25 protein-coding genes are annotated in these 26,208 nt (G+C 38.0%); 14 read left to right on the top strand and 11 right to left on the bottom strand.

Annotated features, from left to right (window positions below; translation table 11 throughout):
• Positions 1 to 7 precede the first annotated feature (7 nt).
• The 9 genes from HMPREF2731_RS01100 to HMPREF2731_RS01140 all read right to left on the bottom strand — a co-directional run bounded on the left by HMPREF2731_RS01100 (position 8) and on the right by HMPREF2731_RS01140 (position 9,374).
• Positions 8 to 508 (bottom strand): antirestriction protein ArdA, encoded by a 501-nt coding sequence (locus HMPREF2731_RS01100; protein ID WP_070872109.1) that lies wholly within the window; start codon positions 506 to 508, stop codon positions 8 to 10.
• An 11-nt stretch (positions 509 to 519) separates the two neighbouring features.
• Entirely contained in the window at positions 520 to 741 is a 222-nt protein-coding gene (locus tag HMPREF2731_RS01105) for a hypothetical protein (protein WP_068996104.1), read from the bottom strand.
• A gap of 1 nt (position 742) precedes the next feature.
• Positions 743 to 1,030, bottom strand: a complete 288-nt coding sequence (locus HMPREF2731_RS01110) for a hypothetical protein (RefSeq protein ID WP_070872111.1) — start codon at positions 1,028 to 1,030, stop codon at positions 743 to 745.
• Positions 1,027 to 2,211 carry a MobT family relaxase gene (mobT, locus tag HMPREF2731_RS01115; protein ID WP_070872114.1) on the bottom strand — a complete coding sequence of 395 codons (1,185 nt, stop codon included), beginning with the start codon at positions 2,209 to 2,211 and terminating at the stop codon, positions 1,027 to 1,029. The genes HMPREF2731_RS01110 and mobT overlap by 4 nt, the downstream gene beginning before the upstream one ends.
• 189 nt (positions 2,212 to 2,400) lie before the next feature.
• The gene (locus tag HMPREF2731_RS01120; protein ID WP_070872115.1) at positions 2,401 to 3,825 is read right to left on the bottom strand and encodes an FtsK/SpoIIIE domain-containing protein; all 1,425 of its coding nucleotides are present in this window, start codon (positions 3,823 to 3,825) and stop codon (positions 2,401 to 2,403) included.
• A gap of 9 nt (positions 3,826 to 3,834) precedes the next feature.
• Positions 3,835 to 4,629, bottom strand: coding sequence for a TIR domain-containing protein (locus tag HMPREF2731_RS14960; protein ID WP_070872117.1), 795 nt, complete (start codon positions 4,627 to 4,629; stop codon positions 3,835 to 3,837).
• 54 nt (positions 4,630 to 4,683) lie between these two features.
• The gene (locus tag HMPREF2731_RS01130) at positions 4,684 to 5,058 is read right to left on the bottom strand and encodes a YdcP family protein (RefSeq protein WP_070872119.1); all 375 of its coding nucleotides are present in this window, start codon (positions 5,056 to 5,058) and stop codon (positions 4,684 to 4,686) included.
• An 18-nt stretch (positions 5,059 to 5,076) separates the two neighbouring features.
• On the bottom strand, positions 5,077 to 5,391 hold the full coding sequence (locus HMPREF2731_RS01135) for a YdcP family protein (protein WP_070872121.1): 315 nt from the start codon (positions 5,389 to 5,391) through the stop codon (positions 5,077 to 5,079).
• A 137-nt stretch (positions 5,392 to 5,528) separates the two neighbouring features.
• Positions 5,529 to 9,374, bottom strand: a complete 3,846-nt coding sequence (locus tag HMPREF2731_RS01140) for a SpaA isopeptide-forming pilin-related protein (protein WP_070872123.1) — start codon at positions 9,372 to 9,374, stop codon at positions 5,529 to 5,531.
• Positions 9,375 to 10,344: 970 nt separating this feature from the next.
• On the opposite strand from HMPREF2731_RS01140, the gene HMPREF2731_RS01145 reads away from it, so the two are divergent.
• Positions 10,345 to 10,899 (top strand): hypothetical protein, encoded by a 555-nt coding sequence (locus HMPREF2731_RS01145; RefSeq protein ID WP_002329031.1) that lies wholly within the window; start codon positions 10,345 to 10,347, stop codon positions 10,897 to 10,899.
• Between the two features lie 145 nt (positions 10,900 to 11,044).
• On the opposite strand, the gene HMPREF2731_RS01150 is transcribed toward HMPREF2731_RS01145, so the two are convergent.
• On the bottom strand, positions 11,045 to 12,277 hold the full coding sequence (locus tag HMPREF2731_RS01150; RefSeq protein WP_070872125.1) for an aminopeptidase: 1,233 nt from the start codon (positions 12,275 to 12,277) through the stop codon (positions 11,045 to 11,047).
• 254 nt (positions 12,278 to 12,531) lie between these two features.
• Between HMPREF2731_RS01150 and HMPREF2731_RS01155 the strand changes: the two genes are divergently transcribed.
• Positions 12,532 to 13,101 carry a TetR/AcrR family transcriptional regulator gene (locus HMPREF2731_RS01155; protein WP_070872127.1) on the top strand — a complete coding sequence of 190 codons (570 nt, stop codon included), beginning with the start codon at positions 12,532 to 12,534 and terminating at the stop codon, positions 13,099 to 13,101.
• Between the two features lie 175 nt (positions 13,102 to 13,276).
• Here the strand turns inward: HMPREF2731_RS01155 and HMPREF2731_RS01160 are convergent, their stop codons facing one another.
• Positions 13,277 to 13,717, bottom strand: a complete 441-nt coding sequence (locus tag HMPREF2731_RS01160) for a flavodoxin (protein ID WP_002292892.1) — start codon at positions 13,715 to 13,717, stop codon at positions 13,277 to 13,279.
• Positions 13,718 to 13,874: 157 nt separating this feature from the next.
• On the opposite strand from HMPREF2731_RS01160, the gene map reads away from it, so the two are divergent.
• From map to HMPREF2731_RS01220, 12 genes are all read left to right on the top strand, one after another.
• Positions 13,875 to 14,639 (top strand): type I methionyl aminopeptidase, encoded by a 765-nt coding sequence (map, locus tag HMPREF2731_RS01165; RefSeq protein WP_002292891.1) that lies wholly within the window; start codon positions 13,875 to 13,877, stop codon positions 14,637 to 14,639.
• A gap of 31 nt (positions 14,640 to 14,670) precedes the next feature.
• Positions 14,671 to 15,594, top strand: coding sequence for a YihY/virulence factor BrkB family protein (locus tag HMPREF2731_RS01170; protein WP_002292890.1), 924 nt, complete (start codon positions 14,671 to 14,673; stop codon positions 15,592 to 15,594).
• A 75-nt stretch (positions 15,595 to 15,669) separates the two neighbouring features.
• A complete protein-coding gene (locus HMPREF2731_RS01175) occupies positions 15,670 to 16,809 on the top strand; it encodes an MraY family glycosyltransferase (protein ID WP_002329034.1) in 1,140 nt (379 codons plus the stop codon).
• Positions 16,802 to 17,602 carry a glycosyltransferase gene (locus tag HMPREF2731_RS01180; RefSeq protein WP_070872129.1) on the top strand — a complete coding sequence of 267 codons (801 nt, stop codon included), beginning with the start codon at positions 16,802 to 16,804 and terminating at the stop codon, positions 17,600 to 17,602. Before HMPREF2731_RS01175 ends, HMPREF2731_RS01180 begins: the two co-directional genes overlap by 8 nt.
• Entirely contained in the window at positions 17,602 to 18,429 is an 828-nt protein-coding gene (locus tag HMPREF2731_RS01185; RefSeq protein WP_070872131.1) for a glycosyltransferase, read from the top strand. The genes HMPREF2731_RS01180 and HMPREF2731_RS01185 overlap by 1 nt, the downstream gene beginning before the upstream one ends.
• 4 nt (positions 18,430 to 18,433) lie before the next feature.
• On the top strand, positions 18,434 to 19,141 hold the full coding sequence (locus HMPREF2731_RS01190; RefSeq protein ID WP_002292885.1) for a glycosyltransferase family 2 protein: 708 nt from the start codon (positions 18,434 to 18,436) through the stop codon (positions 19,139 to 19,141).
• 99 nt (positions 19,142 to 19,240) lie between these two features.
• A complete protein-coding gene (gene rfbA / locus HMPREF2731_RS01195; RefSeq protein ID WP_002292884.1) occupies positions 19,241 to 20,107 on the top strand; it encodes a glucose-1-phosphate thymidylyltransferase RfbA in 867 nt (288 codons plus the stop codon).
• 13 nt (positions 20,108 to 20,120) lie between these two features.
• Complete coding sequence (gene rfbC, locus HMPREF2731_RS01200) at positions 20,121 to 20,693, top strand: dTDP-4-dehydrorhamnose 3,5-epimerase (RefSeq protein WP_002292883.1); 573 nt, start codon at positions 20,121 to 20,123, stop codon at positions 20,691 to 20,693.
• A 21-nt stretch (positions 20,694 to 20,714) separates the two neighbouring features.
• A complete protein-coding gene (rfbB, locus tag HMPREF2731_RS01205; RefSeq protein WP_070872133.1) occupies positions 20,715 to 21,743 on the top strand; it encodes a dTDP-glucose 4,6-dehydratase in 1,029 nt (342 codons plus the stop codon).
• A gap of 97 nt (positions 21,744 to 21,840) precedes the next feature.
• On the top strand, positions 21,841 to 22,692 hold the full coding sequence (gene rfbD / locus HMPREF2731_RS01210) for a dTDP-4-dehydrorhamnose reductase (RefSeq protein ID WP_002315336.1): 852 nt from the start codon (positions 21,841 to 21,843) through the stop codon (positions 22,690 to 22,692).
• Between the two features lie 34 nt (positions 22,693 to 22,726).
• Positions 22,727 to 24,760 carry a DUF7657 domain-containing protein gene (locus HMPREF2731_RS01215; protein WP_070872135.1) on the top strand — a complete coding sequence of 678 codons (2,034 nt, stop codon included), beginning with the start codon at positions 22,727 to 22,729 and terminating at the stop codon, positions 24,758 to 24,760.
• 43 nt (positions 24,761 to 24,803) lie between these two features.
• The gene (locus tag HMPREF2731_RS01220) at positions 24,804 to 26,084 is read left to right on the top strand and encodes an EpaQ family protein (protein ID WP_070872137.1); all 1,281 of its coding nucleotides are present in this window, start codon (positions 24,804 to 24,806) and stop codon (positions 26,082 to 26,084) included.
• The last annotated feature ends 124 nt before the right edge of the window (positions 26,085 to 26,208 follow it).

A 26,208-nucleotide genomic window follows, 5' to 3' on the forward strand; every position in this document is an offset into this window, starting at 1 on the left:
AGGTAAACTAATTAGTATATTCAAAAACACCATGAGAAGTCACTAAAAAATTTCCTTCAATTTCCATATCACGACCAAGTGATTGGTAGTCAATATAGTTTTGTAAGTTGGCTGGCACTTCACCAAGTTGTCCAGATTCTTCGATTAAATATCGGGCGACATCCTCCATCGAGTCACAATCGGAATAAGAGATAATATCATCTTTATTGTCTATCAGCTCATCGAAGCTGCTAAACCACATCGACTTGATTTCTTTTAACTCCTCATAGATTGCAGTGCCTTCTAACTCTGAGATACCTTCACAAAGGCGATTAATCTCTGCAATAGGTGTGTATTCATCTACATCAAAAGGCAGCTCATAGTCATGGATGGCATATTCTTCATATTCATTATTCAATCCAATTTTTTCCGCTAGATCATCAAAATCAATAGGTGGGGTAAACCAAGCTCCCACCAGTTCACCTTCATTGTATTTGCCTAAGTTGGCAACATAAACTTGCATTTCCAAATGAATCCCTCCTATGCGCCGATAATTCTGTTGAATAGGTTCAGTAACACATCTTTCACTCCGCCTGCATTGAAGACAAGACCTACGGCAATCAAAGCGATAATTAAAAAACCAATCAATTTTGAAAATTCTCGTTTAAATCCTAAAAATAAACCAATCACAACAATAGCAAGTAGCACTAAGGATTGGGCGTTGCTTAAAAACCAGTTATAAAGATTTTGTCCAAAGTTCATATTATTTCGTTCTCCTTTTGTCTGTATATTTTTTTCGGTTGGTAAAATAGCGCTCCACTCGTTGTAAAAGCTGAGCAGGGGTGAGCTTTTCGCCATAAACAGTGATCTTGTTTTGACGGAAGGGATAAAAAGTTTGTTTGTAAAAATCATAAAGATAAGGGTAGCGCCCTTGTTGTTTAGTGCCCTCTATAATCAAGGAAGTAAAGTGTCCTGTATCTAATACATAAACCTCCAACTCAATACCACAGAAAAAGCCATATTTCTTTAACGATTCCGTCAATTGGCTCATAGCGTCACATCCTCAATCAAGGCAGATAATTGTTCAATCAGCTTTTCATGTTTCTCAGTGAGTTCGGCGTCTTGGATCAAACTATTCAGAATAGTTGTCCCTTTTAAATGATCCAATGTTTGAACCACTTTTAAATTTGGTGCAACTTGATGCTGTAGCCAGTTAAAAGTTCGCTCATAAGTATATGGCTCAGGTTTTGTGGTTAAGCGCAAAGCGCCACGATCTTCTCCTAGAAACCATGCCCAATCTTTGGAAGTTTCCCAATGGCTTCGCCGTTTAGTTTCGTCTTTGTCAACAAAACGCATATAGCGATTAATAATTTCAAACGCCGTTTTCTCAGCGTTACAGAATTGGATTAGGTCTTTGATGGCATGAGCCGCTCTTTCATTTTTCAAACGAATTTCAAAGCGATTTTTTACTTCGGCATCTTCAATTGGAATATTGTTTTTAACGTATTGCTCATAGTCTTTTTCATACAAACAGAAATAGACTTCACTTTTTAAGGAACCAATGTATAAAGTATTTCCCATGCCCATTTTTTCTTCACGTTGTACCAGCTCACCACTTCGATAATTTTTAAAACTACGAAAAATAGAAACACACTCTTCGTTATCACATTTTTGGGCGAGGGCAGGGATATTTAAGATGCCCACCTTGTCATTGATGGCAAGATCAATTCGCTTGAATACGGCATTTTCATTGGTGCTAGATCGAAAAAAATCAAACCAGCTCCGATGTTGTGCCAGCAAAAAATTCTCAAATTGCCGACAGCCTTTGCCTTTCAATTCTAAGAGAGTCCCTTTCGTAGCATCATGAGAAGTCATAAGAATAATATCGCCAAAACGATACTGCTCTGTGTAAGAATAAAAAGCATAATCTTCATGGAGCATATAATCCATATTGATACGTAATAGTTCATGGCAAATAGCTGCCACATCGTTTGTGGGAAAACGAATCCGAACATAGTCAAACAATAATTCCAGTGGATAATCTGGATTGTAACGATCTAAAGTGTCTTGAATTTTTTGTTTAATGTGTAAGCTCGGCTGGATTTTTCCAGTTTCAATTTCACTCAAGTACGGACGGCTGATACCAGTGGCAACAGCTAATTTATTTTGTGATATGCCATAGGCTAGGCGAGTTCGTTGTATTTCTTGATGCCATAAGGTTTTATGGGTCATTTGCATTCCTCCAATCAAAAAAGCCAATGTAAACTTTTACGTGCGAGTTTACATTGGCTATTATTTATTGAATCCCTTGCAGGGATTGGGTTTCGTTGTCTTTGATGCTAGTTTTTTGATGTTTTTGTGCCCCCCTGTTAGATAGGGGGGGCGAATCGCTTGGCGTGGCTGGCGCCACACCAATGGAAGCTAGTCTGCCCCAGCGTCTATGACTTCGTCCAACGCTGTGTCAGCCTGCTTCTTGGTGGTCAAGTGTTCAATTTTTTCTAAGAAATCATATCCTTTTGGTACAAGAGGTGTATAAAATTCACTGATCACATTTTTTCCTGTATCTACATACCCACGCCCTTTAATGGGTTTCAAAAAGAATTGCTTGTTGGTATCTGATCCAAACATCATGCCGTAACCTAACTCACTCATCCGACCCAAAGCGACACGAAAGTTAAAATTATCTCGAATTCCCTCACCAAAATATTTGGCATCGGGACGTTGGCAGGCAAGGATTAAAAAGAATCCCGATTGTCTACCTAGCATGACAATTTGTTTTAGCTTACTCAATACTTCGGCATTTTCACGACCCAACATATCCATAAATGCCACGTACTCATCAAAGATTAAAAAGTTTGCAGGTAAACCTAGATAGGCATAGTTTTCACCAGTCTTGTAATTTGGCAAGTGCTTCATTTCGGTATTCCGCTGCATCATCTCGTCATAAAATTGCTGGATGCAAGCCAACATATCTTCCTTTTTCGAGTACACATTAGGCATAACCGTTTCTAAATCGGCTAAATCCGCATTTTTCGGATCAAGGATAAACAAATTGGCATTAGTGTGCAGCAAAGACTCAATCAAGGTTAAAAGGAAATAGGTTTTCCCTCCACCAGTCCCACCAGCGATTAGCATATGGGGCAAGGCATCAAATTCCCAATATACGCCCTCCATTAGCTTCATTTGCCCATCTTTTGCGGTAACTTGATCAATTGAAATACGGTTGCCGATGGTGTCATAAAGCAAAATGTACTCAACGTAGGACTCTATGAGATTTTTCTCCACCAACTCACAAAACAACCCTGACTCTAACTTTTTCTCAAGCTGTAAAAGCTGATCTTGATATTTTCCCATCGTGATCTCCACTTGGATATGGATAAAGCCATCTTTTAACCGATAAAACATCTTAGGGAAATGACTGATTTTTTCTTTTGTCTTAGAACTGGATAAATCCTTAAAAAAGCCATCATTTGTAATTTCTTTGGTTTCATACCAACCATTTTCTAGAATCATGCGAGCTAGTTTTTGGCGGTGCTGGAGTTGTTTTAGAGTGTCAGAACAAAAGTGTCTGAAAAGTAGTGTGGCATTTAGGCATAAAAAAAGAGCAGTGATTAGGCTGCTCAGAAAACATGGCGATTGAATAAATTGTAAGCCATCTTTTAGTTGAATTGTTTGCCAATTCATCTTGAGAAGTAAGGGAAGGTGGAAAAAAAATGAAGTAAAAAGAAAGATGATTGTAAAAGAATGTAACGCAAAATGATAGACTAAGTGCTTATCAGAACCTCTAACTCTCTTTCCCTTATGTTGAAAAATTGGTCTTCCTCCTTTCAAGAAATATTTAGTCATATTTCATTTTTATTGAAAAATTTTATTGAAATCAATTTTATAACCAGCAGCATTCAATTCTTTCGCTATATCCGTTTTCCAACTATCTCCCATTAAATAGTTAATGTAGACTACTCCAGATATATCGTTGGGTTTTTCTACGTCCCCTTTTACGAGAGCTGCAACGTTTTTTCTCCCCAACTTTCCAATAAGATAGCCATGTTCAAAAACAACATTTTGTCTGGCTCGTGGATTTAGACTGGTTTGATTCTCTATTGAATTACCAACATCACAAGGAGTGTACAACACTACACCAAATCCAACGTTAGAATATCTTTCAATTTTTTCAATGATAGTGTCACCTGAATTAGCTTGTTCATGTAGAATTACTGGCTTTAAACTAAGCTTCTCAAAAAAACGTGCGACTTCGTTTTTCAATCCGTCATCATGACCATGAACAATGAAAATCTCATTCTCACTAATGTTCGGATTTTCTTTTTTTATTCGAGGAGATACTAGCATTTCTTCATATTCCTTTTTATTATGACCAATATCATCTACAATTTCTTGAATCAAAGAAATGTTTTTAATGTGACTATCAAGATTATGAACATAGTCATTCGTTCTAATGGCACCAATATTTTCAGGATACCACGAAGCAATAGTTTTACAGTAATACTCAAATAAATCAAAAGATAAATTACCGTTTTGTATGCCTTCAATAAGTTTTTCACAAGGTATTCTAATACTAGCTTCACCTGTGTATTCGAGTATATTTTCTATAATTGCTTCTAATTGAATTTTTGTGATATTAAAATTTTTCATATTCTATCCTCCCATCAGCCATTATATCATGGGCATAATGACTTAGAAAAGATACTATATTTTTGTTTTAGATTTTTCATTTTTGATATTATGCTCAATCTGTTTATTCCTTAACACAATATCATCCGCTTTAATATACCAATCCACATCCGCTCCTTGGAAAGTAGCGGTGGCTACGGTATCGGCAACTGGATTGATTAATTCTACTTCGGCGTTATAATCGAAGTTTTTTTCGCCTGCGGTTGCTGGAATGCTGACTTGGATCATGCGCCCTTGACCTTTAGATTTTAAATCATAAGTCCGCTCTTTGATTTGCTCGGTGACGGTGCCTTCTTCATCGGTAATGCGAACTTCACGGCGTAGAGCGGAGAATTTCAACGTACCAAATGTTTTTTCTTTTTCAATGACAATTCCTTCTGCTAATCTCATACTATCTTCCTTTCTTTTTTAAGCCTTTACGATATTGTCGGCATGTAACAGGTAATTGGTGAAGCCACGAGTGCCAATCTTATAACCTTCTGCGGTAATTCGAGGATTGACCAACTTCACTTTTTCTTCTACTTCAAATTGCTTTTCACCAACTTCGGCAGGCAAAATAACGATAATATCATCGGCTCTTTGGATCGTGGAGTACAAATTGTATCTGCGAGAAATAATTGTTTGTCTGCCATTCATACGGCGCTGCTCGATTTTTCCTTCTCCTGCAAATTCAAGTTGTCCAAAAGTTTTTTCCATATTGGGAATAATGTGTTTGAGTTCCATAAAATAATCTCCATTTCTTTTTAATAGTTTTTATTGGTATTACAAATAGTCGGAGAACGAATAAGTCCCATGTATGATCTCCTTCAAAGCAGACAAGAAACACAGAAGCTGCGCTTCTTGTCTGTTGTTTTATTTAATTAGTTCGCTTTGCGGCGTCTAAAATAATACAATCCAGCAGTAGCACTTAATAACCCGACTCCAAGAATAGAGAGAAGTAGGGTAGAAGTTTCACCAGTTTGAGGTAATTTTGCTGGAGACTCAATTTTTTGATTGGTCATGTTACATTTCACGATTTCACCATCTTCCTTAATTTCAAATGCAATCGGTGTTTCATCTAATTGATAGCCTTCTGGTGCGTCAAACTCTTGGAAAGAATAGGTGCCTTTTGGCAAGTTCTCAAAAGTAAATTTACCGTCACTATCTGTGCGACCTTCAATCAAAACCTTTTGGTCTTGATCTAAGATACGAATGCCAGTATCAGGTAAAGCATCACCCGTGCTAACATCGGTTTTTGTTAATTCTGCCGTTCCTTTCATCAAATAATTTTTCAGTTCAAATAAAATAGTTACGTCTTCGGTGAATTGCTCTCCTAACAAGGCATTATTCTTGTCAAAGGCTTGGATGCCATCTTTCGTGGACTCAATGCGAATTGTTTCTTCTGATAAGCGATAATTGTCAGAGGTTGCCGCTTTTTCTTTCAAGAAGAATGTGCCCACTGGAATACTGTCAAAAACGGCAAGTCCATCTTTGTCCACGGTCACTTCTTGAATAATCGTGCCTGTTTCATCTTCTAAAGTGAAGACTGCACCAGTTCCTAAGTTTGTATAATCAAAAGAAATACCAGCAGTAGGATCAAACGTTACAGATTCGTTAACTTTTTTCATAGTAAAATGATTAAAATGCAAGCGATTGACCAAAGGATTGCGAGCAATCTTTTGTAAGGTTTCTTTCCCATACGCCACCTTATCTTGATAAATATGGATAGGGAAGGTTTTTTGATTTGTTTCTGCTGTGAAAGAAAAATCATATTCTGTTTCATCGGCAATATGCGTTTCACCAGCATCCAGTTCCTTCAAATAGTAGTTTCCTTGTGGCAGCTTCGTTTCAAACGTAGCAACACCATCTTTTACAGTTTGATAGCCTACTAAAACATCTGCTGGAATGGTTAATTTGTCAGATAAGACTTGTGCATCACGAGTAAAGATACCAAAGACTTTTTGATTGCCTGCGACTTCCTCAAGAATAGGCTGATTATTCTTCCAACCAGAAATTTGTTCTTCCTGTTTAAACAAACGAATATCCAGTGATTGAAAATCATTTGTTGCAGTCAAAGAAGTAGAAGCTAGTTCCACTAACTGACCTGCATACTTTAATTCAAATTCGATAGGTGTCGGATCAAGAACATACCCTTCTGGAGCAGCTACTTCTATTGCTTGGTAATGCCCTAAATACAATTCAGGTGTTTGCCATTGACCGTTTTCATCTGTGGTAAGTGTCGCAACTGTCTGTCCTTTTTCTACTCGAACAGTGCCATCGTTGGTGGTAATATCCTCAGTGGCTTCTATCCGATAGGTAACGCCAGCCAATGGTTGGTAGTCATAGACAAACTCATACAAGCTACCATAATCCGATTCAGAGATCGTCACATCTTTAGGTGTTTGTCCTGTTTTGGTAAAATCAGCCACGCCTTTTTGTGACATATCTTTAAAGCGAATTTCAATTTCTCCATCATGGGAACCATCTACCGTGAATGATGCAGGCTCTTTGGCTAATAAATAGCCTTCTGGTGCTTGAACTTCGATTAATTCATAGTCGCCATAAGGAAGGGATTCAGGCAAAATCAAATAGCCTTCACTATTAGTGTAAAAAGTATCGGTTTCACCGTCTTCATTGAATTTTGGCAAGGTCACGAGGGTGTCAGAAGCAACATGGCGAATTTGAAAAGCGGCATCGCTACGAGGAATCGTCTTTTCTGTTTCGGCATCTACTTTGACCACTTTTAACGTTTCTTCAATGACTTTGTTTTCAACAGCATAATGGTGGGTTTCATTTTGTTCTTTGATTGTCACTTTAAAATCTTTTGCAGCGGTGTAGCCTTCGGGTGTTTTGGTTTCTTTGACTGTGTAAGTATCATAAGGTAATTCCTTGAAGCTCAAATAGCCTTCCTTGTCGGTCAAACCTTTTTGTACCAACTTGCCAGTAGTATCACTAAATACTGAAAACTCGACATTTTCTAATGGCTTCGGTTCTGATTTATCAAACAAATTGGCAAGGAAATTTGTCCAATCATAGTTACCATATTTCACGAGATCAAAACCACCAGTAATAACCGTTTCTTTGACTGTGGTGGAAGTTGTTGCCGTTTCAACTGTCTGACCAGCATAAGCAAGTTGGAAAGGATGCTTTTCTTCATCCAGCAAATAACCTTCGGGTGCTTTGGTTTCTATCCAATAATAATCATCTAAATAAAGATCAGTGACACTTGCTTTCCCATTTTTGATGGTGACAGTGTCCACCACTTCATCATTGGATGCACGGCGTAGCTCATAGACAGCCCCATCTAGAGAAGCAGCTCCTTGAGGAATCGAACCAGTTTTTGCATCTTCTTTGATTAATGTGGCGTTGCCTGTTTGTTCTTCATCGGTATGTTGAACAGCAGTAGTGGTGAGTTCAACATTTTGCCCAGCATAAGTTAAATCAAATTGAATTTTCTCATCATTCAAAAGATAGCCTGCTGGCGCTTTTTCTTCTTGGGCATAATAGGAGCCAAGTTTTAAGTTTCCTAGCTTCGCTGTACCATCGGCATTTGTCGTCATCGTACCGACTTTTTGACCGTCAGCAGAATACACGCCGTAGATTGCACCATTTAAGGAATAATATTGATTAAACATTGAGGTACCAAACTCACGCCCGATTTTTGATAACGTGACTTCGCCTAGTTGTTCCTTATTATTTAAAATAACTTCAATCGTTTTGTTTGGTTCAATGGTTGCGACTTTGATTTCACCTTTATTGACATAGCCGTTAGGGGCTTCTACTTCGGTGATGGTCACTTTTGTGCCTGCTTTAATATCATTGATTTGTGCTAAACCGCTGGCATCGGTTAATAATTCTTTGGTTTGCCCATTGTATTCAAATTTTAATTTAGCATTGGGTAGTGCCAAACCAGTTTCTTCGTCAATTTTTTTCGCAGCAACATTCCCATTCAAATTGACTTTGATATTTAAACCAAAGTTGCCGCCATTGGCTAACTTGAAGGTAGCGACTTTTTGTTGCCCAGTTTTTTCGTAGACAAAACTTTGTCCAATATTCTCATTACCAGCAATGTTGTACTCCAATTTTCCTGTTTCGTTAGAGTTGGCAGTAGCAGTAAGTGTCAGCGTATTACCATTTTTCGTCACAGAAAGATTGGCAGTGTTAGAAACTAAGTGTTGATACTTACTTAATACACCAGCCGTGTCAGTTAAAGTAATTGAGTCACCAACATTTAGTTCAATCGTTTGGTTATTAAAACTTGGCTTTGCGCTATGTTGGGAAACTTGCGCTAAAATTTCACCACGGCGAGCATTGAAGTTCGGCAAGTTCGTGGTTAAGAGGGTGTCGCCTAATTCTTGCCACATCACAGCTTGCGTGATGCCATAATTCTCAGGAGTTGGGTTTAACTGATACCCATAGTAGGCGATCAATGCCAAACGATCCTTTTGGCTGATACTTAATTCAGATGGAGTAAAGCCTGATCCTCCTGAAAGAGAAACACCGTGTTCGATACAAAAGGCAGGTTGTCCATCCGCCCGTTTCATTGAAACATCACTATCCGTCCAATGGATGCCAGAAGAATGGGTTAGATACCAAGTTGAGACGTAATTAGCAATTGTTTCATTAGAAACTGTGGCGGCGAGTGCTGAAATCGGAGAGATAAAAATAGCAACTACCATCGTTAGTAAACTAACCCAAGTAGCTGTTTTGTACTTTATTGTGTTCATATCCTGTTCTCCTTAGTAAATTTTTGAGCAATAAAAAAGAGCTGAATATTTTTTGAATACTCAGCTCTCTGGTTGGTGAATATTTAGTTTTTTTAATTAAAATACGAGTATCTTTTCATTTTCGGTAGATGATTTAAAAGCTACAGGCGAAAGGTTCTTTGCTAACCACTGCTAACACTTTTTAGAATAGTAGAGGATAGTGTGGTATATTAGAATCCACTTGAAACAGACGCTTTACAGCTTTATAATTACGTTAGGTGCTACTACAGACCATTTAGTTCCTTTAGAATCAATCCTTGATAGAGAACTCCTAAGCGATAGGTCGCTGGTTCAATTCCAGTCAGGAACGTACAAATAACCCCTGTATCCTTTGTGATACAGGTTTTTTTATTTTAAAACAACGAAAATTAAATATTTTATAATTAAAAAAACTTCATTTTTTATTGATATAAGGGTATAATTTTTATTGAAGGAAGGTGATAAAAAAACATTTTCATTAAAACGGAAAGTAAAAAATAAAAATAAAAATGAAAGAGGGAGAAAAATTAAAAAAATGGATTCTTAGCGCTACATTGATTATTTTACTTAGGGCTTTCGCAGATGTAAGGGTAATAGAACAAAGTGGTTTTACTGGTAGGCGCGTAGCTTTTCCAATGCTATGAAGCTAGAGCCTTTCTAGTGGGCATAAGTATGTTTGACTTCTTATGCTAATCTGGACACATAATGTACAGGCGCACTACATAGAGAATCACGAAAGTGGGATAGTACTAAGTATAGTTGATACAAACAGCACTTCACAGCTAGAATAATTGGAAAGTCAGAAGTTTTTTGTTCGATTTGAAATACCTAGTTAGTTTGAATAAGTACATAAAGAATCTTCTTATTTAGCACTTAATAAAAAATATAAAAAACATTTAAAAGAGAAATCAAAGGTTTTCTCAATCTTTGATAAAAAAGGAGGAAGTAGAAAATGAAAAAAGCAAAATTGATACTTAGCACAATCGTCTTGACATCTTTAAGTAGTGGGTTTTTAGGGAGTGGGACGGTGGATGCCAGTGCATATAATAATAAAGTTGTTTCGCTTCGTGCTGCTAGTGACACAACGCTTACTGTGTCACGCATACCTTATAATCCTATTCTATATTTTGAAATTGGAATGGAAAATTATAATCAATCTGACTCAACCCAACGTTGGGTAATGGAGTACAATGCAAATGCCGGTGGTTATTATATCCGGGAGCAGATTCCGGGAGGTATGAATTCTAGTCCGAATTATATTTGGAGGGATAGCAGGGGAGGAGGCTTTGTGGACTTCTCGAGTAACAGAGAGAATGTAGGGACTCTGTGGAAGTTACATTCAGCCGGACAGAACTCGTTGGGAAATATATTTTTTATAGAAAATATGTCAAGCGGGACCTATTTGAATTGGAGCAGAGGAGGTCATACTGATCTGGGGGTGTTTTCTACTGCATTTGATTGGAATCGTGAGCAAAGATTCATTGTGCAAGTTGAAGGAGAAGTTTAAAAGATAAAATGGAAGTACACTAATACATTCAATCTTTTTGACTTATATCTAGAGAGTGGGGCAATAATCAGATTTTTTTCTGACTATTGTCCCACTCTCTTTTTTATATGTTTTTTTTATTTTATTTGTGCTAACAAGATTTTGCTCAAGCCCAATCTCCATTACGGAAAATCGGTACTGTAGAACCGTCTTCGCGGATTCCATCGATATCCATCTTGTCAGATCCTACCATGAAATCTACGTGGGTTTGACTTCTATTCAAACCAGCTTCTGCTAATTCCTCGTCGGACATTTCTGTACCGCCTTTCACACTGAAGGCATAAGCAGACCCTAAGGCTAAATGGTTCGATGCGTTTTCATCAAATAATGTATTGAAGAAAATGATACCAGATTGAGAAATAGGGGAAGGGTCGGGAACAAGTGCCACTTCTCCTAGACGACGCGCACCTTCATCGGTATCAAGCAATTTTGCTAAGACATCTTCGCCTTGTTCGGCAGAAAAGTCAACTACTTTTCCATCTTTGAAAGTAAATTTCATACCAGAGATGATCGTACCAGCATAACTTAGCGGTTTTGTGCTTGAAATATACCCATCTATTCGATGACAGTCAGGTGCGGTGAACACTTCTTCTGTTGGCATATTTGCCATGAATTTTTTTCCTCGAGCATTGTAGCTTCCAGCACCTTCCCAAAGATGGTTTTTAGGCAATCCAATGATGATATCCGTACCAGGAGCAGTGTAGTGCAGGGCAGAAAATTGTTCTTGATTCAATTCTTCTGCTTTTTTTGCTAATTTCTCATCGTGTTTTTTCCATGCTAAAACAGGGTCTTCTTCGTAGACACGAGTTGTTTTGAAAATTTGATCCCATAATGCATCAACTTGTTCTTCTTCTGGCAGATCTGGAAAAACTTTTGCTGCCCATTGTTTACCAGCAGCAGCTACAACAGTCCAACTGACTTTATTTGCCTGAGTTGCCTTGCGCAAATTCATTAGTGCTTTACCGGCAGCTGCTTGATAAGATGCTACTCGTTGGCTGTCTACACCGGCAAACGCATCAGGGTCGGCAGAAACGACACTGATCCTGCTTGCTCCTTTTTCAAGCCATTCATCCGCTTGATAGATTTTAGATTGTGGTACATTCTCAATACGATCTGTTGCTGCATGTAAAAGAAATTCTCTTTGAATCTGATCATCCGTCCATTGAACGATGACTTCAGCAGCTCCTAATTTGTAAGCTTCTTGTGTGATCAAGCGAGCAAGGGGTGCTTGGTCCACACTGATCTGTAAAACGACTGTGTGACCTTTTTCTGTGGCCACGCCAGTTTCTGCAATTAAGCGTGCATATTTTTTTAGAAGTTCATTAAAATCGGATAACATAATAAAAATTCCTCCTCACCATTTTTTCTGGTAACTATTAGCATGATACCATTTAATCATGATTCAAACAATGTAGCTTTAAATAAAAAAAGGAGGTTATTTTTTTATGGTTGCGTTTCACATTCTATGACACGACTTGCTATTTTAGCTTGTGAAGAAAATCGAAAACTAATTTTGCATATCAAAAAAACATGTTACAATAAAATTAATCAATGGTGGAAGCGTTATAAAAAAATTGAGGAGATTAAAAAAATATGGCAAGAAAAAAGACGATTACTAAAGAACAGATTTTGGCAGCTGCTTATGAAGTAGCTGCCACCGAGGGATTTACACGATTTACTGCGAGAAACATCGCGAACAAAATGAATTGTTCCACGCAGCCGATCTATCTTGAGTTCAAAAATATGGATGATTTGAGACAAGCACTTTTTGAACAAATCTATGATTATTTGCAATACGAAGTGTTTCCAGTTGAGCATACAGGGAATACGATTATCGATCTTGCTTTTAATTATATCCATTTTGCAAGAAGAGAGAAGAAGTTGTATCGTTCACTGTACTTAGAAGAATATGGTGGAGGAAAAGAGATGCAAAATTTCTCTTATACTTACTTTGTGAATACAGTGAAACGGGACCCAACCTATGCGGATCTTTCAGAAGAGCAGATCGAATCCTTGCATAACGGTACATGGATCATAGCTACCGGGATTGCAGCTTTGATGTCTTCAAGCATTATCCATCCAACTAATGAGCAGATTGAAAAAATGATCCAAGACAGCATTGATGCAATCTTGAATCTCAAAGAACCAAACGAAATCGATTGAATATACTCAAGAGTTTCACAAATCAGTAGATAACAAGAGATGTGTCAACATAAGGAAAATTTCGTTTTTCTTACAGCGTATACATTTTTAACTCCCGAAGAACTCTTCCATAAATACAATAAAAGAGCCGTCTAGATTGATTCAATCTGGACGGCTCTTTTATATCTCAAGCCTATTAAAGTTTTGCGACTAATTCTTTAGCGAAAGCTTCTAGATTCTCGATATCTTCTTCCTCAGCATTTAAGTCTACTTTTACATTTTCTGCGCCTTTTGATGCGCCTGTTTTTCCAAAAGCAGCATCGAAGTCATCCACTGATTTACAGAATTCATCGTAAAAAGTATCACCAGATCCGCAGACGCCGTAGATTTTTCCTGATAGATCCAACTCTTGCAAGTCTTCATAAAAATCTACAATCTCATCAGGAAGATCGCCATCATCGTATGTATAAGTAGCTACGACGCAAATATCTGCCTCCTCGAATTCATCTGCATCTACTTGGGTACATTCGTTGATTTCGACTTCGATATCCATATTTTCAAATGCTTCTGCAACAATATCGGCGATTTCTTCAGTATTTCCTGTCATGCTAGCATATACGATTTTTGCTAAAGCCATGATGTGCCTCCTTGTTTAAAATTATTTAACAATTATGAATTATACCAAAACATCGTTGAAAAGAAAATAAAACCTAGAGACACATGGGAAATGTCATTTGGCTAAATGTATGCCGCTATGTTAAAATGAGAGAGATTTGTAAAAAGGAGACGAAAATATGATTACTTTAAAATCAGCACGTGAAATTGAAATGATGGCAGAATCTGGCGCTTTATTGGCAGATGTACATAAAAATCTGCGTGATTTTATCAAACCAGGCATAACAAGTTGGGATATTGAGGTATTTGTCAGAAACTATATCGAGAGTCATGGAGGAATCGCTGCGCAAATTGGCTTCGAAGGGTATGAATATGCGACTTGTATCAGTATCAATGACGAAATTTGTCATGGATTTCCTCGGAAAAAACCTTTGAAAAGCGGCGATTTGGTAAAAGTCGATATGTGTATCGATTTGAAAGGCGGCATTTCCGATTCTTGTTGGGCTTATGTAGTGGGAGAATCTACACCTGAGATCGACCGATTGATGGAAGTAACGAAGAAAGCATTGTACATCGGTATTGAGCAAGCACAAGTAGGAAATCGAATCGGCGACATCGGTCATGCTATCCAAACGTATGTAGAAGGTGAAAATCTAGCAATCGTCCGTGATTTTATTGGTCATGGCGTTGGTCCTACGATCCATGAAGAACCAGCCGTTCCTCATTACGGAGAAGCTGGAAAAGGTTTGCGATTAAAAGAAGGTATGGTCATCACGATCGAGCCTATGGTCAATACCGGAACTTGGAAAATGAAAATGGATCCTAATGGCTGGACTGCTTATACAAGAGACGGCGGACTATCTTGCCAATATGAACATACATTGGCTATTACTAAAGATGGCCCTAGAATCTTGACATCACAAGGAGAAGAAGGTACCTATTGATCCAGCCAATCAATAGGTACGGGAGAGGTACATGAAAGTTTGGAACAAAATAAAACAAAATGAAAATCTGATGCGCTTTATCGAGACGACTCAAAAGCGCATCACTGATTCAGAAATGAGTACGACCTCGGTTGTCGTTGCTTATTATTTACTCTTGTCTTTATTTCCATTGATTATTGCTTTTGGTAATATTTTGCCGTTTCTCCACATCGATCAAGAGACTGTACTGACCTATTTACGAGAAGTGATTCCTGAGACCGTTTACCAGTTTATTGGTCCTGCAATCAAGGACCTTTTGACACAAAGTTCAGGCGGTTTGTTATCCGTTTCTGCTTTGGCGGCCTTGTGGTCTGCCAGTCAAAGTATCAACGCTTTACAAATTGCGATGAATAAAGCGTATGGCGTAGAAAATAGAAAAAATTTTTTGATCGTTCGCTTCTTCTCGCTGATCGTAATCGTCTTGTTCATGATTGCCATTAGTGGAGTAACTATCGTTCTTGGTTTAGGACAGCTGATTTTAGATGCGATTCAACCGATTGTACAAATACCTGTGAACTTTATTGATCAGTTCCAAACGTTGAAATGGCCAATCACATTGGTGGCTTTATTTGTCATCATGTTCTTGATTTATTTAATTGTCCCTAATGCTCAATTGAAGTTGAAGACGATTATTCCAGGGACGATCTTCGCTACTGTCGGCTGGATGCTGTTATCACAAGTGTTTAGTATCTATGCCAGATATTTTGCAACGAGGATCAGCGGTTATCAGATCATAGGAAGTTTTATTGTCCTCATGCTTTGGCTTAATTTTGCTGCTACGATCATCATTTTGGGCGGAATCATCAATGCAGTTGTTCAAGAATACGTGACGGGACATCAAATCAAAAAACGTCGAGATCCAAGCCGAAAATGGTTCAATAAATTGAAAGCTAAATTTTCTCATAAAAAAAAGTAGAAACAAGAGTTCTTATTGTAAATTTATATCAGTAATTTATAATAATTGTGACTCTTAATTAAAGTAGGTGCCCATATGCTTGTTTCTTTTAGTATGGTTATAAGATTTTTTCTGACAATTTTATTATCACTGATATTAACACCTGTATTTAAAATCATTTCAGTACAAACGGGTATGGTCGACAAACCAAATGAAAGAAGGATAAACAAAGTTCCAATGCCTTCCGCAGGCGGACTGCCCATTTTTATTTCATTTGTTATATCGACTTTATTCTTATTTCGTAAAATCATTCCACAATCGTATATTGTGCCCATCTTGCTCGCTTCTTTGGTGATCATCGTTACAGGAGTACTCGATGACAAATTTGAGCTGACGCCTAAACAAAAGAGTGTAGGGATTTTGCTTGCCTCTCTTATTATTTATTTTGTAGCAGATATACGTATTGATTCCTTTACGCTTCCTTTTATTGGCTATATCCAATTAGGATGGCTTAGTTTCCCTGTAACGATTTTTTGGATCTTCGGTATCACGAACGCAATCAATCTGATTGACGGTTTAGATGGGCTAGCGGCAGGGATTTCATTGATTGGTTTAATCACGATAGGAATCATTGGGTATTTTTTCCTTCATGCTTCCACAGTGTACATCCCGGTCGTTATTTTCTGTCTTGTAGCAAGCATTATCGGATTTTTCCCGTACAATTTTTATCCGGCAAAGATTTATTTAGGCGATACAGGAGCGTTATTCTTAGGGTTCATGATGGCCGTCCTTTCACTACAAGGGCTGAAGAACGTAACTTTTGTTTCGTCAATTTCTCTACTGATCGTCATGGGCGTTCCGGTAACAGATACGTTTTTTGCTATCATTAGAAGAAAAGCAAACCGTGTTTCTTTTTCTACAGCAGATAAAAAACATCTTCATCACCGACTAATCAGTTTAGGATTTACTCATAAAGGTGCCGTCCTGACGATTTATGCGATGGCTTTGATGTTTTCTTTCACAGCTATGGTCATGAATTATACTGGAAGAATCGGAACGATTGTATTGATTATTGCTATGCTATTTGCTGCAATTTTATTATTTGAATTGATTGGTCTGATTAACGAGAAACATCAGTTTATTTTAAAAACATTGCGATTTTTAGGGAATAAAGAGTATCGTACGCAAGTAAAACAGAAATATTTGAAGAAATGGAACCGTCATATAGATGAATAACAAATTAAACCAGCCAATTCTTATTAGTATTGTAACGGCGAACAGTGATAAGATTTTTCGGACACTAGATAATTTTATTCCAACTGTAAAAGATGAAACAGCGATAAAAATTCGGATTTTTGACAACAACTCCCTTCCGGAATATAAAAGCAGACTAAAAGAATATGTGACATATCCGTATATCGAAATCTATTTTCATGATGAAAATTCCGGATTCGGTTATGGACATAATCACAATCTGCTGAACAGCGATTGCCACTATGGCATTATTTGTAATCCAGATATTTTAGTGGATGAAGAAACAGTTACAGCATTGGTGTTGTTACTGAAAGAACATCCCGAATGCGCGATGTTAGCACCTAAGATTCTTAATGAAGATGGGACCACTCAGCACCTCATCCGTGAGCGGCTGGCTGTTTTTGATTATGTTTTGCGCTTTGTGCCTTTCAAATGGGTCAAAAAAAGGTTTGATAAACGGCTGGCTGTCTTTGAATGCCGTGGCTTGCCCACTGATGTTGATAGTTATGTGCGAATGATCTCGGGCAGTTTTATGGTAGCTGATATTGATAAATTTAAAGAGATAAGGGGATTTGATGAGCGTTTCTTCATGTACTTTGAAGATAATGACTTGTGTTTGAGTTTTGAAAAAGCAGGTTACAAATTATTGTACACACCCTTTTATGCAGTCGTCCATTTCTATGGAAAGGGTGCACATCGAAATGCAAAACTTTTTCGTGTGTTTTTGACTTCTATGATGAAATTTTTCAATAAGTGGGGGTGGCGTTTTTTCTGATGAAACCAGAAATAGTAGTAGTAGTCGTGCTCTATCAGCAACTATTCAGCCAATCTCCAACTTATGGACCATTAAGCAAAGCACTTAGCGAAAAGCATATTCAGCTTATTATTTACGATAATAGTCCTCAAAGACAGCAAAATGAGCTGTTTGAAAAAGAAAACACCATTTACTATCATGATCCGCAAAACCCTGGATTAGCGGCGGCTTATAATTATGCGTTGTCTCAAGCAAATGAAAGAACACGTTGTATCGTTACATTGGATCAGGATACGAGGCTAGTCGACGACTATTTTGGAATCTTGCGTAAAGTAGCTTTTACAGATGAATGTGTTGCTGCAGTTCCGATGATTTTTTCTGGGGAACGGCAAGTTTCTCCCGTCTATTCGAATCATTATATCAATCGTACAGCACATGCAGTAGAAGTAGACGGTACGACAGCTGAAAGAATCATGGCAATCAATTCAGGTGTGGCATGGTCTGTCAAATTTCTAAAAAAGATTGGTGGGTTTAATCCTGCTTTTTCTTTAGATTTTTTGGACCATTGGCTGTTTTGGAAAGTGAATCAGTTGGAAAAAACGGTGGAGATACTACCAGTACGACTGGAACATGATCTTTCGGTATTAGACTATGAAAAAGTTTCAAGCAATAGATACCGTTCTATTTTACAAGCAGAAAATCGATTTTATCATGAATATGATCAAAGACATTTATCCAGTCACCGACAACAATTATTGTTAAGAACAGTTAAACAGTTTTTGACCGTCAAAAACCGGCATATCTGGCGGATGACTTTGCGCTCATATGTTAAGAATTGGAAGGTGTGAATTCGTGCGTTCGGTTTGTATAGCTACCTTTAATGGGGGCAGATATTTAAGAGAGCAGTTGGATAGTATTTTATCTCAGCTTTCAGCAGAAGATGAAGTGATCATTTCAGATGATGGGTCAGTAGATGATACATGGGATATATTGACTGAATACGCAGAAAAAGATAGACGGATAAAGCTTTTTTCAGGACCTCGTCAAGGGTTGATCGCTAATTTTGGCTATGCGATCCAGCAGACGAAAGGAGAGCTAATCTTTTTGGCAGATCAAGATGATGTTTGGTTAGAGACAAAAGTGAAAAAAATCACTGACTATTTTGAACAGCATCCGGATCAGTTAGTAGTCGTTTCAGATTTGATCATTGTGAACAGTAAGCTGCAAGAGATCCATGCTTCCTATTTTTCATTCCGAAATTCCAAAGAAGGATGGGTCAATAATGTGATACGAAGTCATTATATTGGTGCAGGTATGGCTTTTCGCTCTTCGTTGAAATCCGACATTTTGCCGATTCCCTCAGAAGTGCCTATGCATGACATGTGGATCGGTTTGTTGGGAGGAAGGAAGACTGGGTTTCTGAGAGAACCTTTGACACTGTATCGAAGACATGATTTAAATGCGAGTGAGATTGAAACGCATTCTAAATTACGCCAAAAAATTTCCTGGCGTGTTCATCTGATTACGGCGTTGATCAAACGAAAATGGTTTAAACGTTGATAAAAGATGTTTAAATCCTTAATATTTCCATGACAAATATAACGATTGATGAGATAATAGCAAAGTGAAATTTGAAATCAAAAAGGAGAGCATATATCCATGAAGGGAATCATTCTTGCTGGGGGCAGCGGAACACGTCTGTACCCTTTAACAAAGGCAACATCGAAACAATTGATGCCGATTTATGACAAACCAATGATTTATTATCCAATGTCTACTCTGATGTTGGCGGGAATCAAAGAAATTCTGATTATTTCAACGCCACAAGATACACCACGTTTCAAGGAATTATTTGGAAACGGAAATGATTTAGGACTGCAGATCGAATATGCAGTACAAGAAAGTCCAGATGGATTGGCACAAGCGTTTATCATTGGAGAAGAATTTATTGGAGATGATAGTGTCTGCTTGGTATTAGGGGACAATATTTACTATGGTGGCGGTCTGTCTAAAATGTTGCAACGAGCAGCTTCAAAAGATGCAGGCGCGACAGTATTTGGCTATCATGTCAATGATCCAGAACGCTTTGGTGTAGTAGAATTTGATGAGAATATGCAAGCTTTGTCGATTGAAGAAAAGCCTGCTCAGCCAAAATCAAATTACGCAGTAACTGGCCTTTATTTTTATGACAATGAGGTGATTTCTATTGCTAAAGGAATCAAACCGTCAGAACGTGGAGAACTAGAAATCACAGATGTCAATAAAGCATATTTGGATAAAGGAAAATTATCTGTAGAACTTATGGGACGCGGATTTGCTTGGCTTGATACAGGAACACATGAATCATTGCTTGAAGCATCTACCTTTATCGAAACGATTGAAAAACGTCAGAATTTAAAAGTGGCTTGTTTGGAAGAAATTGCTTACCGTATGGGCTACATTGATAAAGAACAACTGCTAGCCCTTGCACAGCCTTTGAAAAAAAATCAATACGGTCAATATTTATTGAATTTGGCCGCTGAATAAGGAGTTCCTACAGATGAAAGTAACAGATACAAAATTAACAGATGTAAAAATCGTGGAAATGGATGTCTTTGGCGACCATCGCGGTTTTTTTACAGAAAGCTATTCAAAAGCAAAATTTGCAGAACATGGATTAGATTATGACTTTGTTCAAGACAATCATTCGTTATCTGCTGAAGCTGGTGTTCTTCGCGGGCTTCATTTCCAAAAAGGAGAAGCTGCACAGACAAAATTGATTCGTGTGGTTACTGGAGCAGTTTTAGACGTAGTAGTGGACATCCGCAAAGGCAGCCCGACTTATGGTCAATGGGACGGATTTATCTTATCTGAACATAATCATCGTCAGTTGCTTGTACCTAAAGGATATGCACATGGATTCGTTACTTTAACACCAAACGTGAACTTCCTTTACAAGTGTGATAATTACTATAATGCAGAAGCAGATGGAGGCATCGCATTTGATGATCCAGATTTAGCGATTGATTGGCCAATTGATCCATCAAGAGCGATTATGTCGGAAAAAGATCACCGTCATCCGACATTAAAAGAATTTGAAGCAGAAAATCCATTTGTTTACGGAGAAATCTAAGAATTAAGGAGAAATTTTCTTATGAAAAACATCATTGTTACCGGAGGTGCCGGATTCATCGGCTCTAATTTCGTTCATTACGTGGTAAACAATCATCCAGAAGTGCATGTCACTGTTTTGGATAAACTGACTTATGCAGGAAACAAAGAGAACTTGGCTGGACTTCCTAGCGATCGCGTAGAATTGGTCGTAGGAGATGTTGCAGATGCAGAATTAGTGGACCGTCTAGTAAAAGAAGCGGACGCAGTTGTTCATTACGCGGCAGAATCCCATAACGATAATTCATTAAAAGATCCTTTCCCATTTGTACAAACGAATATCATTGGTACGTATACACTTTTAGAAGCTTGCCGCAAGTATGATGTACGCTATCATCACGTATCTACTGACGAGGTTTACGGAGATCTTCCATTACGTGAAGACCTACCGGGACATGGAGAAGGCGAAGGAGAAAAATTCACTGCCGAAACACCATATAATCCTTCAAGCCCATATTCTTCTACAAAAGCTGGTTCAGATCTGTTAGTAAAAGCGTGGGTACGCTCTTTTGGCTTACGTGCAACTATTTCAAATTGTTCAAACAACTATGGTCCTTACCAGCATATTGAAAAATTTATACCTCGCCAAGTAACGAATATTTTAAGCGGTATTCGTCCAAAATTATATGGTGAAGGGAAAAATGTTCGTGACTGGATCCATACAAATGATCATTCTTCAGCAGTGTGGTTGATTTTGACAAAAGGCAGAATTGGCGAAACCTACCTGATCGGTGCGGACGGCGAAGAAGATAATAAGACCGTGATGGAATTGATCTTAGAAATGATGGGTCAACCAAAAGACGCATACGACCATGTAAAAGACCGTGCAGGGCACGATTTGCGTTATGCAATCGATTCGACAAAATTGCGAGAAGAGCTAGGTTGGCAGCCTGAGTTTACGAACTTCCGTGATGGGTTGGCTGACACGATCAAATGGTACGAAGAACATGAAGACTGGTGGAAAAAAGAAAAAGAGGCCGTTGAAGCAGCATATGCCAAAAATGGACAATAATACAGAGAAAATTTCACTGTATTAATGGAAAAACACATGTGAGGCAGGCGCTCGCCTGTCTCTTTTTTAAAATAAAAATCAAGGAGCGGATAACCATATGTTTTTATTAACTGGAGGAAATGGACAATTAGGTACAGAATTGCGCCATTTATTAGATGAAAAAAATCTGCCATATGTTTCAACAGATGCAAAAGACTTGGATATCACAGATGCTGAGAAAACAATGGCTTATATTACAGAATTAAAACCGGATGTTATTTTCCATTGCGCAGCTTACACAGCAGTAGATAAAGCAGAAGAAGAAGCAAAAGAATTAGATGAGAAAATCAATGTCGATGGCACAAGAAATGTAGCACTTGCAGCAAAAGCTGTGAATGCTCAATTCGTCTATATCAGTACAGACTATGTCTTCGATGGAAAAAACAAAAATGTAGAGTACGAAGTAGATGACCAAACGAATCCACTAAATGAATATGGTCGTACGAAATTATTAGGTGAAAAAGCAGTAGAAGAGATTTTAGAAGACTATTATATCATACGAACTTCTTGGGTTTTCGGGATTTATGGACACAATTTCGTCTTCACGATGCAACGCCTAGCGGAAACCCGCGACAAACTGACTGTAGTAAATGACCAGTTCGGGCGACCAACTTGGACACGTACTTTGGCAGAATTTATGGTATATGTTATCGAAGAAAAAGCACCATTCGGTATTTATCATTTGTCGAACGAAAATAGCTGTTCTTGGTATGAATTTGCCAAAGAAATATTGAAAGATACAGATGTGGAAGTAGCGCCTGTTACATCGGAAGAATTTCCACAAAAAGCAACGCGTCCGCAGTATTCAGTCATGAGCCTGAAAAAGACAGAAGCGTTAGGATTTGCCATACCAACTTGGCAAGAAGCACTTGCGCAAATGCTGGAAGCTGCAAAAAAAATGAATAAGTAATTTCCTTTTTATCAAATAGAATTTGGAGCATGATATGGAAAAACAAACAAGAAGTGCGCGACGAAAAGAAAAACCAAAAGCGAATCAGGCAGATTCGAATTTGGTGCTTGACCTGTTTCTAAAACTCCGATACCTTATTGGTGTTTTAGTCATCGTGGTCATTGTTACTTTTAATTTAAACGGAAGTTCACTTGGTGTTTGGGATAAATATGTGTCGCAAAGAGACGATGGGAAAAAAACTGATGTGATTTTTGGACAGAATCGGGAAGTGCGGTCAGATGAATGGCTGGTGCAGACACCTTTTTACCTCTCACAAGCTGAAGAGGACTTTCCATTGGTGAACGAAGATTATTCATTGAACGGACAAAACATGATCATTGCGTATAATTCTCCTGTAAAGGATATTACGGTTATCGGAAAACCATTCAACTGGGGATTCTTTTTCCTCGGAAGAGATCGAGGCCTTTCCTTTTATTGGGCGATGAAATTAGTCGTCATGGTCTTGCTTGGATTCGAAGTACTGATGATATTAACGAAGAGAAAAAAAGCATTATCGCTGATTGGCGCATTTGCGCTGACATTTTCTCCCGCAGTCCAGTGGTGGTTCATGCAGCATGTGGGCGATTTGATTTTCTTTACTTTAGGATTGATGACTGCTTTTTATCATTATTTCTACAATCATGATAAAAAATGGCTGCGAACGTTGATGATGCTTTTGGTGGTTATTTTCGGTATTGGGTTTATTTTAGTGATTTACCCAGCCCATCAAGTGATGCTGGCGTACTTGCTGATTTTTTATTTTATTGGATTGCTTATTTACTACAGCAAGAAAATTTCTTGGGATCTGTTGGATGTAGTGTTGATTGGAGGGGCAGTTTTATTTATTGGCGGAGTCATGGTTCATTTCTGGCTGACGTCAAAAGACGCATTGTTAGCTTCTTTGAATACCTTATATCCAGGAAAACGAGTCAGTACCGGTGGAAAGTGGACGATTGGCGAATTTTTTTCTTTCCTGACAAACTGGAAAATTCCTTTTGAAGACATCAACTATTCGAATAACTCTGAAGTGGCTTTGTTCTACCACTTCTTTCCAACTGTATTCCTAGCCAGTCCATTTGTGTTATTTGGCAAAAAAGATAATGAACAAAAGTTATTGGGACGTATTTTGATGATTTTTTGTCTGTTTTCTATCTTTTGGATTACCGTTGGATTGCCAAAATGGCTAGCAGAAATTACTCTGCTGTCTTATGTTCCTCCTTTAAGAGCCATCCTTACTTTTAGTTTTGCGGCTTGCCTATTATCAATTTGGTTCATCGCTTATATTTGGAGAGAAGATGTTATTCCTATTTGGTATAAATTCATTTTACTGGCAGTAAACGCATGGTCTTATTTCTATGCAATTACTCATTCGAAGATGGATAATTATTTTTCAGATTTCGAAACCATCGCAGTTGCTGTGTTGGGAACAGTGATTTTAGCTTTTGCATTATTTAGCTGGAGACGCTTGTTTTATCTTGCTTTTGCCGCCGTGATCATCGCATCTGGTTTCTTTGTCAATCCAGTCGTAGAAGGTACTGGAGCGATTTTTGAAAAAACACTGGCAAAAGAAATCCGAAAAATCGATCAACAAGACCCTGGCAAAGTCTGGTTGACTGAAGATGAACTGTATAACTTCACCCCAACTTTGGGTGTGAAATCTTTCAATACAGTCCGCTTTTATCCAGATATGGCTGCATGGAAGAAAATCGATCCAAAAGAAGAATATGAGAAGTATTATAATCGGTATGCTCACACAAGAGCTTTTATCGCTAAGGAAGATACAAAGTTCATTTTAGATCGTCCAGATATGTTCTCGGTCACGTTGAATTTTGAAGACGCAGAAAAATTAGGGATCAACTATGTAATCAGTAAGCGACCGTTAACTGATTACAATCAGTTATATGAAGCTCAATTCACACAACTATATGGACCGGATAAAGATGGTTATATGATTTTTAAAGTAGAATATCCGGATTATCCAGATGTATCACAAACACAAACTCAGGAAAATCAGCTAGTCTTACAGTAATGGGCTAGCTGAGAATAACCCTGAAGTATTATTAGAAAGGAGAGTGGAGATAATTCAAGCAATCGTACAAAAATTTGTCAACAAAATGAGTGCTGGTTTCTTGCTTTTGCTGCTGACGCTGGTCTTTTCTGTTTGGACAGCAGGATTAAGCTTCCCAGCCACTTTGTTTATATATAACAACAGTTCGCTACTTATCACTTTTAGTGTGGCTATTTTGCTCATTTTAAATGTTTATAAAGCAAAAGGCGTCGATTTTCTTTATCTAGGTGTTGCGCTTGCACTTTTCATTTTCTTTTCTTACTTTCGGGAATTAAGAAATGAGTCTTTATTTGGAGATTTACTGTTTCCTTTGATTATTTTATTTTGTTTAGTAATTAAATGGATTGAGTGGACAAAATGGGATCGCGGGATTTATCTGCTTGTCTTTACGTTCTTCCTCGGAATCACGTTATATCGTGTATTTACAGAGATCCAAGTACCAGAAGGACAAAGCATCTGGGCTCCAGGAAATTCGCTTTCTGATATTTGGATCAATACGAATACAATCGGAAGTTCTTTGATGACTCTTGCTTTATTGATCAGCGGATTTGCCAGTTCTTTTGAACGGTGGTATGTTCGTATCATCGGTGGGATAGCAGTCGTTGCAGCCTTTTTAGGTATTTGGGTCTGCCAATCAAGAGGCGCATTAGTTGCATTGATTGTTTTTGCGATATTGGATCTTTTACCTAAATCATTGATGCGTGTCATTCGTGCACCGTTTATTGCCTATACGGCTACGATTCTTTTGGCTTTACCGATTTCTTATCTAGCCGCTGTTTCCGAAAAAGTCAATTTGTTTACCGGTCGAGAAGATATTTGGCATAAATTCTATCAGACGCTAGGAGAAAAATCTGAGCAAGTTTTACTAGGGATGAAAACATTCATCTTCCAACGAGGAAACCAATTTTTAGGAAACCACAATAGTTATAATTCTATTTTGAATATCTATGGGTTAATAGGGTTTGGAATTGCTGCTTTGCTGCTTATCCTTTTTATTGGTCGCTTAACGTTGAAAGCAGATTTATCCAACGGGCAGATGACTTTTATCTGGGCTTTTTTTGCGGTGATGATGCAGTCATTTATGGAGGATACATTGACTTCATATCCATGGGTTCCGATTATTTATATCCTGTTGGCTATGTCGGTTCATCGCTATGACGAAACGAAAGTTATGGAAGAATACTATGACATAGAAGAGCCATATGACGACATGAATGCTGGAGATCCAAGTTATGAGGAACAACCAGATAGCGCTCATTCTTCCAGGATCCAACGCTATCATTGATAGGCGCAAAATACGAGAGAGGCTGTGACAACCGTCGCAGCCTTTTTTGGTTTATTGCAATTGTCTAGCATCTTCTGTAAAATAGAAACGTTAGAGAAAATCTTGTATCATAGAAAATTAAGAA

This window comes from Enterococcus sp. HMSC072F02 (genome assembly GCF_001837725.1).
Taxonomy (GTDB): Bacteria; Bacillota; Bacilli; order Lactobacillales; family Enterococcaceae; genus Enterococcus_B; species Enterococcus_B lactis.